General features: G+C 69.7%; 14 protein-coding genes. 7 read left to right on the forward strand and 7 right to left on the reverse strand.

What is annotated here, in order from left to right; all coding sequences use genetic code 11:
• Positions 1 to 22 precede the first annotated feature (22 nt).
• From H9658_RS13635 to H9658_RS13645, 3 genes are all read left to right on the forward strand, one after another.
• Positions 23 to 1,012 (forward strand): FAD:protein FMN transferase, encoded by a 990-nt coding sequence (locus H9658_RS13635; RefSeq protein WP_191825733.1) that lies wholly within the window; start codon positions 23 to 25, stop codon positions 1,010 to 1,012.
• Complete coding sequence (locus tag H9658_RS13640; RefSeq protein WP_191825734.1) at positions 1,009 to 2,640, forward strand: sulfite reductase subunit alpha; 1,632 nt, start codon at positions 1,009 to 1,011, stop codon at positions 2,638 to 2,640. The genes H9658_RS13635 and H9658_RS13640 overlap by 4 nt, the downstream gene beginning before the upstream one ends.
• 553 nt (positions 2,641 to 3,193) lie before the next feature.
• Positions 3,194 to 4,162 carry a phosphotransferase family protein gene (locus H9658_RS13645; RefSeq protein WP_191825735.1) on the forward strand — a complete coding sequence of 323 codons (969 nt, stop codon included), beginning with the start codon at positions 3,194 to 3,196 and terminating at the stop codon, positions 4,160 to 4,162.
• A gap of 400 nt (positions 4,163 to 4,562) precedes the next feature.
• Here the strand turns inward: H9658_RS13645 and xopAW are convergent, their stop codons facing one another.
• The 4 genes from xopAW to H9658_RS13665 form a co-directional block, all read right to left on the reverse strand.
• On the reverse strand, positions 4,563 to 5,264 hold the full coding sequence (xopAW, locus tag H9658_RS13650; RefSeq protein ID WP_191825736.1) for an EF-hand domain-containing protein: 702 nt from the start codon (positions 5,262 to 5,264) through the stop codon (positions 4,563 to 4,565).
• A gap of 369 nt (positions 5,265 to 5,633) precedes the next feature.
• Positions 5,634 to 6,344, reverse strand: coding sequence for a response regulator transcription factor (locus tag H9658_RS13655; protein ID WP_225209954.1), 711 nt, complete (start codon positions 6,342 to 6,344; stop codon positions 5,634 to 5,636).
• 121 nt (positions 6,345 to 6,465) lie between these two features.
• A complete protein-coding gene (locus tag H9658_RS13660) occupies positions 6,466 to 7,062 on the reverse strand; it encodes a HutD family protein (protein WP_191825769.1) in 597 nt (198 codons plus the stop codon).
• A gap of 490 nt (positions 7,063 to 7,552) precedes the next feature.
• Complete coding sequence (locus H9658_RS13665; RefSeq protein ID WP_179566202.1) at positions 7,553 to 7,960, reverse strand: ComEA family DNA-binding protein; 408 nt, start codon at positions 7,958 to 7,960, stop codon at positions 7,553 to 7,555.
• Positions 7,961 to 8,092: 132 nt separating this feature from the next.
• On the opposite strand from H9658_RS13665, the gene H9658_RS13670 reads away from it, so the two are divergent.
• The 4 genes from H9658_RS13670 (at position 8,093) to murU (ending at position 11,885) form a co-directional block, all read left to right on the forward strand.
• The gene (locus tag H9658_RS13670) at positions 8,093 to 9,583 is read left to right on the forward strand and encodes a M20 family metallopeptidase (RefSeq protein ID WP_191825737.1); all 1,491 of its coding nucleotides are present in this window, start codon (positions 8,093 to 8,095) and stop codon (positions 9,581 to 9,583) included.
• A 192-nt stretch (positions 9,584 to 9,775) separates the two neighbouring features.
• Positions 9,776 to 10,045 carry a GlsB/YeaQ/YmgE family stress response membrane protein gene (locus H9658_RS13675; protein WP_179566206.1) on the forward strand — a complete coding sequence of 90 codons (270 nt, stop codon included), beginning with the start codon at positions 9,776 to 9,778 and terminating at the stop codon, positions 10,043 to 10,045.
• An 83-nt stretch (positions 10,046 to 10,128) separates the two neighbouring features.
• Positions 10,129 to 11,157 (forward strand): aminoglycoside phosphotransferase family protein, encoded by a 1,029-nt coding sequence (locus H9658_RS13680; protein ID WP_191825738.1) that lies wholly within the window; start codon positions 10,129 to 10,131, stop codon positions 11,155 to 11,157.
• Positions 11,154 to 11,885, forward strand: a complete 732-nt coding sequence (gene murU, locus H9658_RS13685) for an N-acetylmuramate alpha-1-phosphate uridylyltransferase MurU (protein ID WP_191825739.1) — start codon at positions 11,154 to 11,156, stop codon at positions 11,883 to 11,885. The genes H9658_RS13680 and murU overlap by 4 nt, the downstream gene beginning before the upstream one ends.
• Positions 11,886 to 12,084: 199 nt before the next feature.
• Here murU and hda read toward each other — a convergent pair whose 3' ends face one another.
• From hda to H9658_RS13700, 3 genes are read right to left on the reverse strand one after another with little or no spacing between them, the layout of a single operon-like run.
• Positions 12,085 to 12,804 (reverse strand): DnaA regulatory inactivator Hda, encoded by a 720-nt coding sequence (gene hda / locus H9658_RS13690; protein WP_179566212.1) that lies wholly within the window; start codon positions 12,802 to 12,804, stop codon positions 12,085 to 12,087.
• Complete coding sequence (locus H9658_RS13695; protein WP_185822641.1) at positions 12,801 to 13,970, reverse strand: AI-2E family transporter; 1,170 nt, start codon at positions 13,968 to 13,970, stop codon at positions 12,801 to 12,803. The genes hda and H9658_RS13695 overlap by 4 nt, the downstream gene beginning before the upstream one ends.
• Positions 13,967 to 15,085 (reverse strand): DUF2066 domain-containing protein, encoded by a 1,119-nt coding sequence (locus H9658_RS13700; RefSeq protein WP_191825740.1) that lies wholly within the window; start codon positions 15,083 to 15,085, stop codon positions 13,967 to 13,969. The genes H9658_RS13695 and H9658_RS13700 overlap by 4 nt, the downstream gene beginning before the upstream one ends.
• Positions 15,086 to 15,147 lie beyond the last annotated feature (62 nt).

A 15,147-nucleotide genomic window follows, 5' to 3' on the forward strand; every position in this document is an offset into this window, starting at 1 on the left:
GCGCATGGCGGCACGTAGCGGCATGAACGCGCCGCTCGCGCCCCAGGCCGATGTCGAGACCGAGATCGCCACGCTCGGCGGCCAGAGCATGGGCACGACCTGGAGCGCGAAGCTGGTACTGCGCCGCCGTCGCGACCTGCATCCGCTGCACGCGGCGATCCAGGCGCAGCTCGACCAGGTGGTCGCGCAGATGAGCACCTGGGAGGCGGACTCGGACATCGGCCGCTACAACCGCGCCCCCGCCGGCAGCGTGCACGTGCTGCCCGCGGCGTTCGCCGAGGTGCTGCGCTGCGCGTTGGACATCGCGCGGCGCAGCGACGGCGCGTTCGATCCCACCATCGGCGCGGTGCTGGGCCTGTGGGGGTTCGGCGCCGATGCCAGCCGCCAGCGCGTGCCCGATGCGGATGCGTTGCGCCAGGCGCGTGCCGCTGGCGACTGGCGGCAACTCGTGCTGGACGAGAGCGGCGCCAGGCTGCGCCAGCCGGGCGGCCTGCGCCTGGATCTTTCGGCGATCGCCAAGGGCTACGGGGTGGATCTGGCGGTGCGCGCACTGCAGGCGCAGGGCGTGGCCAGCGCGCTGGTCGAGGTCGGCGGCGAACTCTACGGCTACGGCCGCAAGCCGGATGGTCAGCCATGGCGGGTGCTGGTGGAATCGGCGCCGGACGAAGACGCGCAGGCGCCGACGCCGCCGCGGGTGCTGGCGCTGGACGGCCGCGCGGTCGCCACCTCGGGCGATCGCTGGCACCGCTTCGAACAGGACGGCCAGCGCTACAGCCATACCCTGGATCCGCGCAGCGGCAGGCCGATCGCGGCGACGCTGGCGGCGGTCAGCGTGGTCGCCACGGATGCGATGCAGGCCGATGCCTGGGCCACCGCGCTGAGCGTGCTCGGCGCCGACGCCGGCCTGGCCTGCGCCGAACGCGAACGGCTGGCGGCACGCTTCCTGCTGCGCGATGGCGAACGCGTGCAGGAGCGGCTCAGCAGCGCCTTCGCCGCGCTGCTCGACGCATGACCCGGCCGCGGCCGCAACGCAACTGGAATGCCGTCGGGCATGTGGCGACGTTCGCGTTGCTGGGCGCGATCGGCTATGCGCTGCTGCGGCTGCACCCGCAGCCATGGTGGAACGGTGCGCCATCGCAGCAGCGCATTCTCTACGCGGCGCTGGCAGCGGGCAGCTACGCGGCAGCCTGCCTTTGGCTGTGGTGGCGCGTTCGCCGCGGCGCGAAGCGCACCGGCAAGCAGGGCGACGCGCCGCTGCTGCTGGCCTGGGCCAGCCAGACCGGCTTCGCCCAGCAACTGGCGCTACGCAGTGCCGCGGCCTTGCGCGCGGCGGGCCAGGCGGTACGCGTGCTGCCCTTGCAGAACGTCACCGCGGCCGACCTGGCCGGCGCAACGCAGGCGCTGTTCGTGGTCAGCACCAGCGGCGAAGGCGATCCGCCCGACCACGCGCTGCCGTTCCTGCGCAAGACGATGGCGCAGTCGCAGGCCTTGCCGCAGCTGAGCTACGCGCTGCTGGCGCTGGGCGATCGCCGCTACGACCATTTCTGCGCATTCGGCCGCCAGCTCGATGCCTGGCTGCGCCAGCACGGCGCGCATCCGCTGTTCGACCGCATCGACGTGGACAACGCCGACGACGCCGCACTGCGCCACTGGCAGCAATTGCTCGGTCAGCTCGCCGGCGGCAGCGAGCAACCCGACTGGAGTCCGCCGGCCTACCAGCGCTGGCAGTTGCAGCAGCGGCGCCTGTGCAATCCCGGCAGCGTCGGCGGCGCGGTGTTCGAACTGGCGCTGCTGCCTGCCGACGGCGCCCTGCCTGCGTGGCAGGCCGGCGACCTGGCCGAGATCGGTCCGTGTCATGGCGACAGCGTGGTGCAGGCCTGGCTGCAGGCCAGCGGCGTGGACGGCACGGCGACGCTGCAGCGCCCCGGCCAGGCGCCGACGACGCTGGCCGCGCTGCTGGCGCGCAGCCACCTGCCGGAGCCGGAGCAGCTCGCCGGCACCGCGCCCGCCGCCGTGGCCGCGCGCCTGCAACCGCTGCCGCACCGCGAATACTCGATCGCCTCGATGCCCAGCGACGGCGCGCTGCGCCTGTTGCTGCGCCGGGCGCTGCACGCGGACGGCACGCCCGGCCTGGGCAGCGGCTGGCTATGCGACACCGCGCCGATCGGTGCCGAGATCGCGTTGCGGCTGCGCCCGAATCCGCACTTCCATCCGCCGGCCGATCCGGCGCGGCCGCTGATCCTGATCGGCAACGGCACCGGCCTCGCCGGGCTGCGCGCGCACCTGCGCGCGCGCATCGACGCCGGCGCGACCCGCACCTGGCTGCTGTACGGCGAACGCCATGCCGCGCACGACGACCATTACGGCGAAGAACTGCGCACGTGGCTGGCGCACGGCGCACTGCAGCGGCTGGATGCGGTGTTCTCGCGCGACGCCGGCGCGCACCGCTACGTGCAGGATGCGCTGCGCGCGGCCGCAGCGGACCTGCGCGACTGGGTCGCGCAAGGCGCGGCGATCTACGTCTGCGGCAGCCTGCGCGGCATGGCCCCGGGCGTGGACGCGGTGCTGGAGGAGGTGCTGGGGCGGCTGGGCAAGGAAACCCTGCTGCTGGAAGGGCGCTATCGGCGCGACGTGTACTGAGGCCAGCGCTTGCGCCGGCGTCGGGGCAATGCGATCCAGGCGTGGCCATGTGCGATAGCGGCTTGCGCAACCTGCCGGTGCCGCTTGCCATGTCGACACTGCCCCTGACCGACTCGATCAGCAGCCTGACGCAACGCTCCATAGGACCTGCGGTGCGCGGGCCGATCACGCCGTTGCGTCTGGCCATCGCGGTGGGTACGACGCCGCTCGGTGCGCCCCATCGTCGGCTGGGTCGTCGACGCATTCGGTCCACGCCGGGCACTGGGCATCGGTGCGGCCGCGAGCATCGCCGCGGCAATGGTCGCGCTCACCTACTTGGTAAAGCACCGTCACCTGCACCTACGCTTCGACGGTTGGCGTCCGCGCTTCACCAAGTAAGTGCGATGGTTCGCCACGCGCGCGTCGTCCCACTACCGACAATGGGATGACGCGATCTCGCAGACTGCTTTCCTGCCCGATACATGACACATGCAAAAGGCGCGAAAGCCCGCGCGGCGGCGGCGGCAAGGCGTGCCGGCGTATGATCGCGTGCGCAACGCCAGCACCTTCCGCAATGAAAATCTCCGTTGCCTGTTTGCCCGAACAACCCAGCATTGCCCAGTCCTGCGAGCTCATCGCGCGCGCGCCATTGAGTGACTGGATGCCGGTACTGGACCGGCTTCGACAAGCGTTTCGATTGCCGGGCGATCGCTGGACGCGGATCCCCGAGGGCGCCAATGCCTTGTTCCAGCTTGGCGACGAGGTGATCGTCAAATTGGTGCCGCCCAACTGGCGCCAGCAAGGCGAAAAGGAGCGCCTCGTCGCACCGTTGCTGGACGGCACATTGTCGCTGCAGACGCCGCGTCTCCTTGGCGGCGGCGTGGTCGACAATTGGGTGTTCGTGATCTGCAGCCGACTGCCGGGCTCCTCGCTCGCCGATGTCTGGCCGGCGCTGGAGGTCGGCCAGAAGCGTTCGATCATGCTGCAAGTGGGAACGCTGCTGCGCGAGCTGCGCAGCGTCGCGTTCGATGCCGACATCGCGATCCGGGTGGAGTGGCGCCACTACATCGCCACGCTGATCTCCGATTGCCTCGCGCGGCATCGGCGCAATGCGATGCCCGCGCATCTGGCGGCACAGGTCCTGCCCTACATCGAGGCGGCGGGCGATTTTTCGCCACCCGCGCAGCCGCGCTTCATTCACATGGACATCCATCCCTGGAATTTGATGGCGCACCACATCCAGGGGAAATGGACCCTCAGTGGGCTGCTCGATTTCGGCGACGCGATCGTCGGCCACTGCGATCTGTTCGAGTTGCTGACGCCACTGATCTTCATGGCGCAAGGCGACCCGACCCTGGTGAAGGCGCTGCTCGATGCCTACGGCCTGCTCGACGGCTACGATGCGCCAACCCTGCGCCGCCGGCTCATGGCCACCGCCTTGATCAGGCCCGATTCCGACATCGGCTTTTGCATGCAGCAGGTTCCGATCAGCGGACCGCGCGACACCTGGGAACAGATCGCCTTGCAGCTGTTCCCGTTGTGAGCCGGGACCGGCGCTGAACTGCGCGAGCGCGTCGTCGGCCGATCGCCTGCGATGCACGTTGCCGGACACGGCGCCGGCGCAGCACGCCGGCGCCTTGCGCTGGCCGAGGCACAGGGCGAACGTGACCTGTCGCGAGAAACGCGGAAGCAGCCGTACGCCATCGCTCCACTGCGCGCCGATGCGCATGAAGCACGATCATGCGAGCCAGGTCGGCAATGCCGTCGAGTGCGCGCTTACCGCTGTCCGCAGGCGTGCCCCGAGACATGCGGGATGCGCAATGCGCGCGCCGATGCCGTGCGAATCGCCTGAATGATCCCTGCGCTGCGTCGGCACCGGACGTGCCGTGCGCCAGCGGCGCACCACGGGGCGGACGGTCCGCCACGAGGGCGGACCGCCGCGGTCAGGCGGCGACGGAGAACGAACTCGATGCGCTGGCGGCGCCGCCGAAGCTGCGGTATTGGTTCGATGCCAGCTGGGCCAGCAAGGCATAGGCATCCTGCGCGCTGCTGTCGCTGCTTGAACCGGAGGCGCTGGAACTGCCGGTACCGGCGCTGGCGGCATCGCTGCCCTCCGCCCCCCGCGGCGGCGGCGGTCCCATCGGACGCGTGCCTTCCTTCAGCTCCTGCAGGCTGATCCCCCCATCCTGGTCGCTGTCGAGCGTGGCGAACAGATCGCTGCTGTCGCTGCCCTGGCTCGCTGCGCTCAACTCCTCGCTGCTGATGGTGCCGTCGCCATCGGTGTCCAGGCTGTTGAGCAGCGATTCGGCGTCCACCTTGTCGCCACCGCCATCGCCACGCGGCGGCGGCGGCTGCAAGGCCTGGGCGAACTCGCTTTCGCTGACGGTGCCGCCGCCATCCTGGTCGAGCATGCCAAGCAAGCCATCGATATCGATGCTGGAATCGGTGTCGCTGTCGCTGGACTTCAACGCCGTGCTCAGCTCGGAACTGCTGAGGCTGCCGTCGCCGTCGCTGTCGATGCTCTTGAACAATTGCTGGAGCGGATTCTGCTTTTCGGCCTGCATCGTCTGCGCTAGCGCACTGCTGGCCGTGCTGGTACGGCTGACGGCATAGGCCGAACTGCCACTGCTGATGCTGCTGATCATGTTGACCCCCTGTGGTCATGAAGTGCAGTCGTGGAATGCAGCCATCGCTGCGGTCATGGCTGCGCCGACGCGGCAACCCGACGTAGGCAGTGTCGATGCAGGGTTTGTCAGCCAGATATCGGCTTTGTATCGATATTGAAACACGCGATAAACATCACATTGCAGCCGCGACCGACAATGCGAAGCGGCGCGCGGCACCCGCTGGTCGAACACGTGCCGCGCGCGCCGGCAGTCTCATCGCGCCAGCCGCATGGGCGCGGCCATGCGCGGCACCGCGAGCGGTACCGGCAGCTGACACGCGGATCGGCGATGCCCGGCGTGCAGGCACGACTGAAGCGATCTCCATGCCGCCTGCAACGCGGCACGGGATCAGCGTGCGGCAGGCATCCCCAACCGATGCGGCTCGAACAGATAGCCCTTGCCGCGCACGGTGCGGATCCATTGCGGCACCAGCGGGTCGTCGCCCAGCTTCTGCCGCAGCCGCGAGACCTGCAGATCGATGCCGCGACCGCCCTGGGGAACGCTGCCGTCGCTGTCGCCGATCGCCGCCCGCAGGTCCTCGCGACTGAGCACGTTGCCAGGCTGCTCGAGGAACACCGCCATCAAGCGCAATTCGCTGGGCGACAACGGGATCGCGCGCCCATCCGGCGCCACCGCCTGGTGCCGGTAGGCATCGACCTGCCACGCGCCGTCCTGCGCCGGCGCTGGCGGCGGTGCCGCACGGGTACGCCGCAACACTGCGTTGAGCCGCGCCACCAGTTCGCGCAGGTCCAGCGGCCGGCTCAAATAGTCGTCCGCGCCCAGATCCAGGCCGATCACCCGATCCACCGGCTCCGCCTGGTCGGCCATCATCACGATCGCGATGCCGCCGCGGTCGCGCAGCTGCCGACACAGGTTCAGCCCTTCGCCGCCGCCGAGGCCGGCATTGAGCAGCACCGCGTCGTAGCGATCGGCCGCCAGCTGCGCATACAGCTGCACGCCGTTTTCGGCATCGTGGGTCTGCAAGTTGAAACGGGCCAGATAATCGCGAATCCGGTCGCGCAAGGCCGCGTCGTCGTCCACTACCAATACTTTCGCCAACCACCTGCTGTTATCCGAGGCCACCTGTTCGTTCCGGTCCACGGCTCCGGGATAGCCGCGTTCGCGCATTGGACGCGGTCGGCGGCAACCCCGCAAGAGCCACGCGCGTGGCGTAGGAAGCTCAGTCGGCGGGCATCGCCAGCGGCTCGATGCGGATTGCCAGCAGCTCGCCGCCACCGCTCAAAGCGAAGCGCTGCCTGGTGTTGGCGGCCAACCAGGCGCTGTCGCCGGCGGCCAGCGGCGGCAATCCGCAGCCCTCATCGAACTGCGCCTGCCCTGCCAGAAGATGAACGACCCAACGGATTCCAGGTTCGGCGAAGAACAGCATCGGCCCGACCAGAGGCCGATGCAGCAGTTGCGTGCGCAGGCGGTCGCGACGCCACATCAGGTTGAAGTCGTGGGTGGGGCCGTCGAGCAGTTCGCCGCGCAGCGGCCGCTCGCCGGCGAAGCGCAGCCGCGCATACGGCGGCTCGAGCAGGTGCACCGCGCCGTCGTCGAAGCGCAGGCGCAGGCCGGCGCCGCGCAGCAGCACCAGTTCCCGATCGATGCCGGGAAAACTGGAAAAGGCCGCGTCCTGCTCGATCTCGGCGATCGACAGGCGCAGCAGCCAGTCGTCGCTGTCCGCTTGCGGCAGGCGCAGGATCTCCCGCGTCCAACCCAGTCCGTTACGCCAGCGCTCGCGGCGGTAGTCGTTGGCGGGGATCACCCGCGAAGGCATGTTGCACCAGTCCATCGGCGCATTCTGCACGATCCGGCGGCGCTGCCGGAGGCAGCGACATCGGCAGGCATCTGCGGTTTCCCGCGCCTACCCCCCAGCCGTCGGCAAGTACGAACGGCGTCGGCGAGCACCAGCCAGCGGTCTTGCGAGAATCGCGACGGGCCATCACCCGTTCGGCGACGTCGGCGGGTCTCGCCAGCGCAGGCGCATCGGCGCGCCGCTCTGGCAGCCACCGATAGCAGGAGTACCGGATCGCGGCGAGCAGACCGGCGCGAAGCGCCCGACAAAAAACCTTCGCCCATAAAAAACGTCGCCCGGCTGCACGTCATTGTGCAACACCGGGCGACGATGTACGTCCTTGTCGGCTTCCTGCCTCCCCCGCTGAGCGTCCTGCTCAGCGAGGTCGCGACCGCGCGTCCTGCGCCAGCCGTATCCTCTGTCCTTTCAAATCCCTTGAATGCCTTTAAATCCGTTTAATCCTTAAATCCGTTTAACGCCTTTCCACCGGCTTGGCGGCTGCCGTCTTGGCTACCGTCGGCGTGGTCGCCTTCGTGGCTCCCACTTCGATCCGGTCGTGGTTCCGTTCGACCGTCTTGAGTCCGATTCCCTTCACCTGCGTCAGGTCCTCGACGCTTTTGAAGGGGCCGTGTGCCTGTCTGTAGTCGACGATCGCCTGTGCCTTGGAGGCACCCACGTTCAACAACACCCGGTCGATTTCCGCTGCACTAGCGGAGTTGATGTTGACCTTGTCCGCGGCGAGCGCGGAACCGGTCAGCAGCAACGCCAGGACCAGAGACTTCAGGACCACGATAAAAGACTGCATGGCAACACTCCTTGTGACTTGGATGGGGACTTCACCGGCCTCTCCTGCCGGTGTCGAAAGCATCCCTCGCCACATGGGTACAGCCTATCGCCAACGCCCTTTCCAAACAGCAGGTAAACGGCGCGTCAACGTGTAGGAAAAACCCTACACGGCGGTCGCGGCGTAGAATGTGCGTCACTTTCTTTTGCAACAAAGCTGGAGTGCTCCATGGACAGTGCCAAGATCGACCGTTTCCTGAGCGAGAAGTGGGACGAGGACATCGTCCCGCAACTGGTCGATTACATCCGCATCCCCAACAAATCGCCGATGTTCGACGCCGATTGGGTCGCCAATGGCTACATGGACGATGCGGTGCGGCTGATGGAGCGCTGGGCGCGCGCGCAGGCCATCCCTGGCCTGGCGGTGGAGGTGGTGCAGTTGGAAGGGCGCACGCCGCTGATCTATCTGGAAGTGCCGGCCACCGGCGCGGAGACCGGCGCGGACACGGTGCTGCTGTACGGGCACCTGGACAAGCAGCCGGAAATGACCGGCTGGGACGACGACCTGGGTCCGTGGACGCCGGTGCTCAAGGGCGACCGCCTGTACGGCCGCGGCGGCGCCGACGACGGCTATGCGCTGTTCGGTTCGCTGGCCGCGATCCTGGCGCTGCAGGACCAGGGCATCCCGCATGCGCGCTGCGTGATCCTGATCGAGGCCTGCGAGGAATCGGGCAGCTACGACCTGCCCGCCTACGTCGATCACCTGGCCGAACGCATCGGCAAGCCGTCGCTGGTGGTGTGCCTGGATTCGGGCTGCGGCAACTACGAGCAGCTGTGGTGCACGACCTCGCTGCGCGGCCTGGCCGGCGGCAACTTCAGCGTCAAGGTGCTCAGCGAAGGCGTGCATTCGGGCGATGCGTCCGGCGTGGTGCCGTCCAGCTTCCGCGTGCTGCGCGACCTGCTGTCGCGGCTGGAGGACGAGGCCACCGGCAAGATCAAGATCGAGGGCCTGTATTCGGAGATTCCGGAAGAACGCCTGGCGCAGGCGCGCAAGGTCGCCGAGGTGCTCGGCGACGAGGTCTACAGCAAGTTCCCGTTCCTGCCGGGGATGACCCCGATGGACGAGGACCTGACCGAACTGGTGCTCAACCGCACCTGGCGCCCGGCCCTGTCGGTGACCGGTGCCGACGGCCTGCCGCCGCTGGCCTCGGCCGGCAACGTGCTGCGCCCGCAGACCGCGGTGAAGCTGTCGCTGCGCCTGCCGCCGACGCTGGACGGCAAGCGCGCCGGCGAGTTGCTGAAGGACGTGTTGCTGCGCGATCCGCCGTACGGTGCCGAGGTGTCGCTGGCGCTGGAGAAGTCGTCCTCGGGCTGGAACGCGCCGGCGCAGTCGCCGTGGCTGACCGACGCGATCGAGGCCGCCTCGCAGGCGGCGTTCGGCAAGCCGGCGATGTACATGGGCGAAGGCGGCTCGATCCCGTTCATGGGCATGCTCGGCGAGAAGTTCCCCGGTGCGCAGTTCATGATCACCGGCGTGCTCGGCCCGCACTCCAACGCGCACGGGCCCAACGAGTTCCTGCACATTCCGATGGGCAAGCGGGTCACCGCCTGCGTGTCGAGGGTGATCGCCGAGCACCATGCGGCCAGCGTGCGCGGCGAGACCACCGGCAGCGCCGCGGTGGCCGGCGGCGAGCAGCACGGCGGGCACGGCTGCTGCTGAGCGTGCGGCGGCCGTCGGCGACGACGGCCGCCATGCTGCAGGCGCGGCCAGACCCGGTGCATCGCTGCAGCGCCTGCACGAGCCGCGCCTGCACGGCCGCTTAAAGGGCGTCGCCCGCCACTGCGCCATGTACGCCGCGTAGCGGCCGAATCTGGCACGATCCGCTTCACTTCCACGTTTCGGTACGCTCCCATGCACAACCTGTTCGGCAGCGACAGTTGGCTGTACGTCATCCTGGTCGGCTTCGTGGTCGGCCTGCTGGCGCGCTTCCTGGGTCCGAGCGGCGGCCGCTCCGGCTGCCTGTTCACCGTCGTGCTCGGCATCGCCGGCGCGCTGGTGGCCGGCTGGTTCGGCCACTACATGGGCTGGTACAGCCGCGGCGAGCCGGCCGGCTTCCTCGGTGCGCTGCTCGGCGCCATCGCCCTGCTCGCGCTGTTGCGGCTGTTCCTCGGCAAGCGCTGAGGCCGCACCGCGGCGCCGGCACGGCTCGCCATGCCGACGCCGCACGTTTACGCTGTGCGGCCAATGTCCGCCGCAGCGTACCGATGAGTTCCAGCACCGATCTTCCCGACGCGCCGGACCTGCGCGCAGCACAACGCCAACACTGGGCGCGCACCGCATTGGGCGATACGCAGGCGACGCTGCAGCGCGCGTCGATCGACGCCGGCTGGCGCAGCTACTGGCGCAGCCACGGCGCAGGCGCCAGCCGCGTGCTGATGGATTCGCCGCCCGGCCTGGAGGACGTGCGTCCGTGGTTGCACATGCATGCGCTGCTGCAGCAAGGCGGCGTGCGCGTGCCGGCGATCCTGGCGCAGGACGCGGAGGCCGGCTTCCTGCTGCTGGAAGATCTGGGCGGGCCGACCCTGGCGCAGACGCTGGACGCTGCCTCGGCCGATGCCCACTTCGATGCCGCGCTCGGGCAACTGCTGCGGCTGCAGGCGATCGCGCCGCCGCCGGAACTGGGCGTGTTCGGCGAGGCGCTGCTGCAGCGCGACGCCGGCTTGTTCGACGAGTGGTTCCTGCGTCGGCACCTGGGCCTGGACCTGGACTGCGCCGAAATCGACGCGCTCGAACTGGTGCAGCGCCGCTTGATGGACAACGCGCTGGCGCAGCCGCGGGTGCTGGTGCACCGCGACTTCATGCCGCGCAACCTGATGCCGGTGGCCGACGGCCCGGCGGTACTGGATTTCCAGGACTGCGTGCTCGGCCCGGTCGCCTACGATCCGGTCAGCCTGTTCAAGGACACCACGGTGAGCTGGCCGCTGGCGCGGGTCGATGGCTGGCTGGCGCGCTACCACGCGCGCGCGCTGCAGGCCGGGATCGCGCTGCCGCCGCTGGCCCAGTTCCTGCGCGATGCGGACTGGATGGGCGTGCAGCGGCACCTGAAGAACCTGGGCATCTTCGCGCGGCTGAACTACCGCGACGGCAAGGCCTGGTACCTGGACAACGTGCCGCGCTTCATCGGCTACCTCGACGAGGTGTTGCCGCGCCACCCCGCCCTGCAGCCGCTGGCGCAGTTGCTGGAGACGCGGATCAAGCCGGCGCTGGCGCAGCGCGCGGCGGCCGACGCATGAAGGCGCTGATCTTCGCCGCCGGCTTCGGCGAACGCATGCGGCCGCTGACCGAACGCACGCCCAAACCGCTGCTGAGCGTGGGCGGCACGCCGTTGATCGTCTGGCACCTGCGCAAACTCGCCGCACTCGGCGTGCGCGACGTGGTGATCAACACCTCGTGGCTGGCCGAGCAGTTCCCGCAGGCGCTCGGCGACGGCAGCGCGTTCGGCCTGCGCATCGCCTATTCCTACGAAGGCGCCACGCCGCTGGAGACCGGCGGCGGCATGCTGCACGCACTCCCGCTGCTCGGGCCGGCGCCGTTCCTGCTGGTCAACGGCGACATCTGGACCGATTTCGATTTCGCGCAGCTGGCGCCGGAGCCGGCCGGGCTGGCGCAGCTGGTGCTGGTCGATCCGCCGGCCTACGCGGCGCACGGCGATTTCGCGCTGCATGCCGACGCCACGCTGCGCAGCGACGGCGCGCCGCTGCTGACCTACGCCGGCGTGGGCGTCTATCGGCCGGAGCTGCTGCGCGATTGGCAGGCGGCGTTCGCTACGCCGATTGCCGACCACGGCACGCCGCCTCGATTCGCCTTGGCGCCGATCCTGCGTGCGCACATGCGCGACGGCGCCATCCATGGCCTGCACCATCGCGGCCGCTGGACCGACGTCGGCACGCCGCAGCGGCTGGCAGCGTTGGATGGAGAGCTGGGAATGGGGAATGGGGAATCGGGAATGGGGAAAAGCTGAGGTTCCCGCGGGGTTGCCCGCGTCACGCTGGCGCGCAGCCCCCTCCAAGAACGTCGATTCCGAGAACGGCACGCCAGGGCACGGCCGATGAAATGCGAACGCGTGCGTCGAGTTCTTGGGAGATCGGGGACGTCCGTGCATCGCCCAAGCAGGGAAAATCGCGTACCGAGTTCGCAGCACGGCTTCCGGTTGCGGAGTGTCAGCTCTTCCCCATTCCCGATTCCCCACTCCCCATTCCCAGCCTGCGCAAGAACGGCACCGTGACCCGCCGCTGCGCCGCCAGCGATTCGCGGTCCAGCCGCTCCAGCAACGCGACCAGGCCGGCCAGGTCGCGGCCGGCATGGGTCAGCAGCCAGTCGATCGCCGCATCCTCCAGCACCAGCCCGCGGCGTTGCGCGCGCTCGCGCAGCACCGCGGCGCGGCCGGCGTCGTCCAGCGGCGACAGCGCGATGCGCGTGCATTGCGCCAGCCGCGAGCGCAGGTCGGGCAGATTCAGCGCCAGCCCGTCGGGCATCGCCTGCGCGGTGTACAACAGGGTGCCCCCCGCGCTGCGCGCGCGGTTGTGGAAATCGAACAGCGCCACTTCGTCCTCGCGCTGCCCGGCGATCGCCTCCAGCCCGTCCAGCGCGACCACGTCGCGGCCTTCCAGCGCTTCCAGCGCGTCGCGCAGGCGCCCGGACGCGGCCTGCAGCGGCAGGTAGGCGGCGCTGCGCCCGGCCTGCTCGGCCGCCGCGCACAGCGCCAGCGCCAGATGGGTCTTGCCGGTGCCGGCGGGACCGGACAGGTAGATCCAGTCCACGTCGCGGCCGTCGGCGACGGCCTGCAATTGCGCCAGCAGGCCGGCCGGGGCGCCGACATAGCGGTCGAAGCGCTGCTCCGGCGGATAGCGCAACGCCAACGGCAGCTGCGGCACGCTCACGGCTGGTCGGGGCTACGCGGCGGCAGTTCGATCAGCGGCGCGCGCTCGGCGCTGCCATCGAGCAGGATCGCCGACTTGTCGCCGGCATACAGTTCGCTCTGCCGGTACTGCTCGTGCAGGTAGTGCAGCAGCACGTTGGCCACCGCCGCCACCGGCAGCGCCAGCAGCATGCCGAGGAAGCCGAACAGCTGCCCGCCGGCCATCACCGCGAAGATCACCGCCACCGGGTGCAGACCGATCTTGTCGCCGACGATGCGCGGGGTCAGCACGTAGCTTTCCAGCAACTGGCCGACGGTGAACACCACGCCGACCAGGATCATCAGCTGCAGGTCGAAACCCTTGGACTGGACCAGCGCCGCCAGGATCGCCAGCAGGATGCCGGTGGTCGCACCCAGGTACGGGATGAAGCTGATCAGGCCGGCGACGATGCCGATCAGCAGGCCCAGATTGAGCCCGATCAGGCTCAGCCCGCCGGCGTAGATCACCCCCAGCGCCAGCATCACCAGGAACTGGCCGCGGATGAACGCGCCCAGCACGTCGTTGGACTGCCGCGCCAGGCGGCCGACCGTGGCGACGTGGTTGCGCGGAATGGTCGCGGCCACGCGCTCGACCAGGATGTCCCAGTCGCGCAGGAAGTAGAAGGTCAGGATCGGCAGCAGCACCAGGTTCACCACCCAGGTGACCATCGCGAAACCCGAGCGCGACAGATAGCCGAAGAAGGTCGCGGCGACGCCGCCGGCCTGCTGCCAGTGGCCGCGGATCCATTCGATCAGCCGCTCCGGATCCAGCCAGGCCATCAACTGCAGCCCGGTCTTCTGCTCGGCCCACGGGATCGCGGTGCCGGTGAACCAGTCGCGCGCCTGCGGCAGCACATCGATGAAGGTGACGATCTGCCGCTCCAGCATCGGCACCAGGATCAGCAGCGCCAGCACCAGCAACAGCAGCATCAGCACGAACACCAGGGTCACCGCCATGTTGCGCGAACGGCCGGCGCGCTCCAGGCGATCGACCAGCGGATCGCCGAGCCAGCCCAGCAGCAGCGCCAGCACGAACGGGGTCAGAATCGGCGCCAGCAACGCGATCACCCACAGCACGCCCAGGATCACCGCGGCCCATTTCAGGCGGCGCAGGAACTGGGCGATTTCCGCTTCGGGGGACAGCGTCATTTGAGCCGGTACTCCGTGCGCTCGGTATTGAGGATGATCGGACCGCCCTCGACCGGCACCGTCACCGGCTGCAGCGGACTGTCGGCGCCGAGCATGCGGTTCAGCCCGGACACGCCGCTGAGCAGGTCCAGATCCAGTTCCAGGCGGTCGCCGCTGGCCTGGATCGGCACGATGCGCCGCACCACCGAGGTGTTCTGCAGCGCCGCGGACACGCGCAGGTAGTCGTCGGCGCTACGGATGCCGCTGATCACCACCCGGTACACGCCGGCCGGCCCGGTGCTGGCCGCCTTGGCGTAGCGCTTGACCAGCGCGTCGGCGGCACCGTCGGCGCCGGCGGCCATGGCCCGGCGCGCGTCGGCGTCGCTGACCGACCAGCTGGACAGCGTCTTGCCGCTGTCGACGAACACCCAGTCGGCGGTCCAGCCGCCGGACTTGCTGCGGTACAGCTTGCCGATCAGCTGCATCGGCGGGCTGTAGCGCGACGAGGCGCTGGCCACCGCGGCGGTGTCCTGGCGCCAGATCGCGCCGACCAGCGCCTGCTCGGCGGCGCTGCCGGTAGGCAGGCCGAGCCGGTAGCCGCGCTCGATCGCCCGGTCCAGCACGCTGCGCGCGGCATTGGACTGCTGCACGCCGACCAGGCGCGGGCCGCTGCCGTCGTCGATCGCCAGCCACAGCACCGGCTTGGGCCGCGGCTGCGGCCACAGCGGCAGGCCCAACGCCGCGGCCAGGCCGTCGACGTCGCTCTGCCGGAAGCGCGCGATCAAGGTGGTACGGAAGGTCGGCGCGCCGCTCGGCGAGGTGCCCTGGTCCTGGCGGTAGTCGTAGCTGTCGACGAAGTTCTTGGCGTTGCGCAGCGCCTGGGTCACCCCCGGGCGCGACATCACCGCGCGGTCGCCGGAGATCTTGCCGAGCACCACGCCCAGCGCGCGCGCCACCGCGCCGTTGCGGTCGGCCTCGCTCTGGCTGTTGACCGGCACCTCGGCGTCGTAGGGGCTCTGCGCGCCGGCGACGTCGCCTTCGGTGCGCAGACCGGCCTGGGCCAGGGCGGCCGCGGCAGGCAGGCACAGCGCGAAAGACAGGAGTAAGGCAAGGCTGCGGCGCATCGAAGGTTCCATTGCTCGGCGTATCCGGGGCGAATTGTTGCCCGAATGCGGTCGTAGCGCCAATGCGGCCTGTT

The organism is Xanthomonas bonasiae (genome assembly GCF_014836395.1).
Classification (GTDB): domain Bacteria; phylum Pseudomonadota; class Gammaproteobacteria; order Xanthomonadales; family Xanthomonadaceae; genus Xanthomonas_A; species Xanthomonas_A bonasiae.

What these genes read in the sequence shown, in the direction of transcription:
- H9658_RS13680 (WP_191825738.1), top strand. Translation starts at nt 10,129, where the DNA reads ATGAGTTCCAGCACCGATCTTCCCGACGCGCCGGACCTGCGCGCAGCA.
- H9658_RS13660 (WP_191825769.1), bottom strand. Translation starts at nt 7,062, where the DNA reads ATGCCTTCGCGGGTGATCCCCGCCAACGACTACCGCCGCGAGCGCTGG.
- H9658_RS13675 (WP_179566206.1), top strand. Translation starts at nt 9,776, where the DNA reads ATGCACAACCTGTTCGGCAGCGACAGTTGGCTGTACGTCATCCTGGTC.
- H9658_RS13665 (WP_179566202.1), bottom strand. Translation starts at nt 7,960, where the DNA reads ATGTGGCGAGGGATGCTTTCGACACCGGCAGGAGAGGCCGGTGAAGTC.
- H9658_RS13635 (WP_191825733.1), top strand. Translation starts at nt 23, where the DNA reads ATGAACGCGCCGCTCGCGCCCCAGGCCGATGTCGAGACCGAGATCGCC.
- H9658_RS13695 (WP_185822641.1), bottom strand. Translation starts at nt 13,970, where the DNA reads ATGACGCTGTCCCCCGAAGCGGAAATCGCCCAGTTCCTGCGCCGCCTG.
- H9658_RS13670 (WP_191825737.1), top strand. Translation starts at nt 8,093, where the DNA reads ATGGACAGTGCCAAGATCGACCGTTTCCTGAGCGAGAAGTGGGACGAG.
- xopAW (WP_191825736.1), bottom strand. Translation starts at nt 5,264, where the DNA reads ATGATCAGCAGCATCAGCAGTGGCAGTTCGGCCTATGCCGTCAGCCGT.
- murU (WP_191825739.1), top strand. Translation starts at nt 11,154, where the DNA reads ATGAAGGCGCTGATCTTCGCCGCCGGCTTCGGCGAACGCATGCGGCCG.
- H9658_RS13700 (WP_191825740.1), bottom strand. Translation starts at nt 15,085, where the DNA reads ATGGAACCTTCGATGCGCCGCAGCCTTGCCTTACTCCTGTCTTTCGCG.
- H9658_RS13640 (WP_191825734.1), top strand. Translation starts at nt 1,009, where the DNA reads ATGACCCGGCCGCGGCCGCAACGCAACTGGAATGCCGTCGGGCATGTG.
- H9658_RS13645 (WP_191825735.1), top strand. Translation starts at nt 3,194, where the DNA reads ATGAAAATCTCCGTTGCCTGTTTGCCCGAACAACCCAGCATTGCCCAG.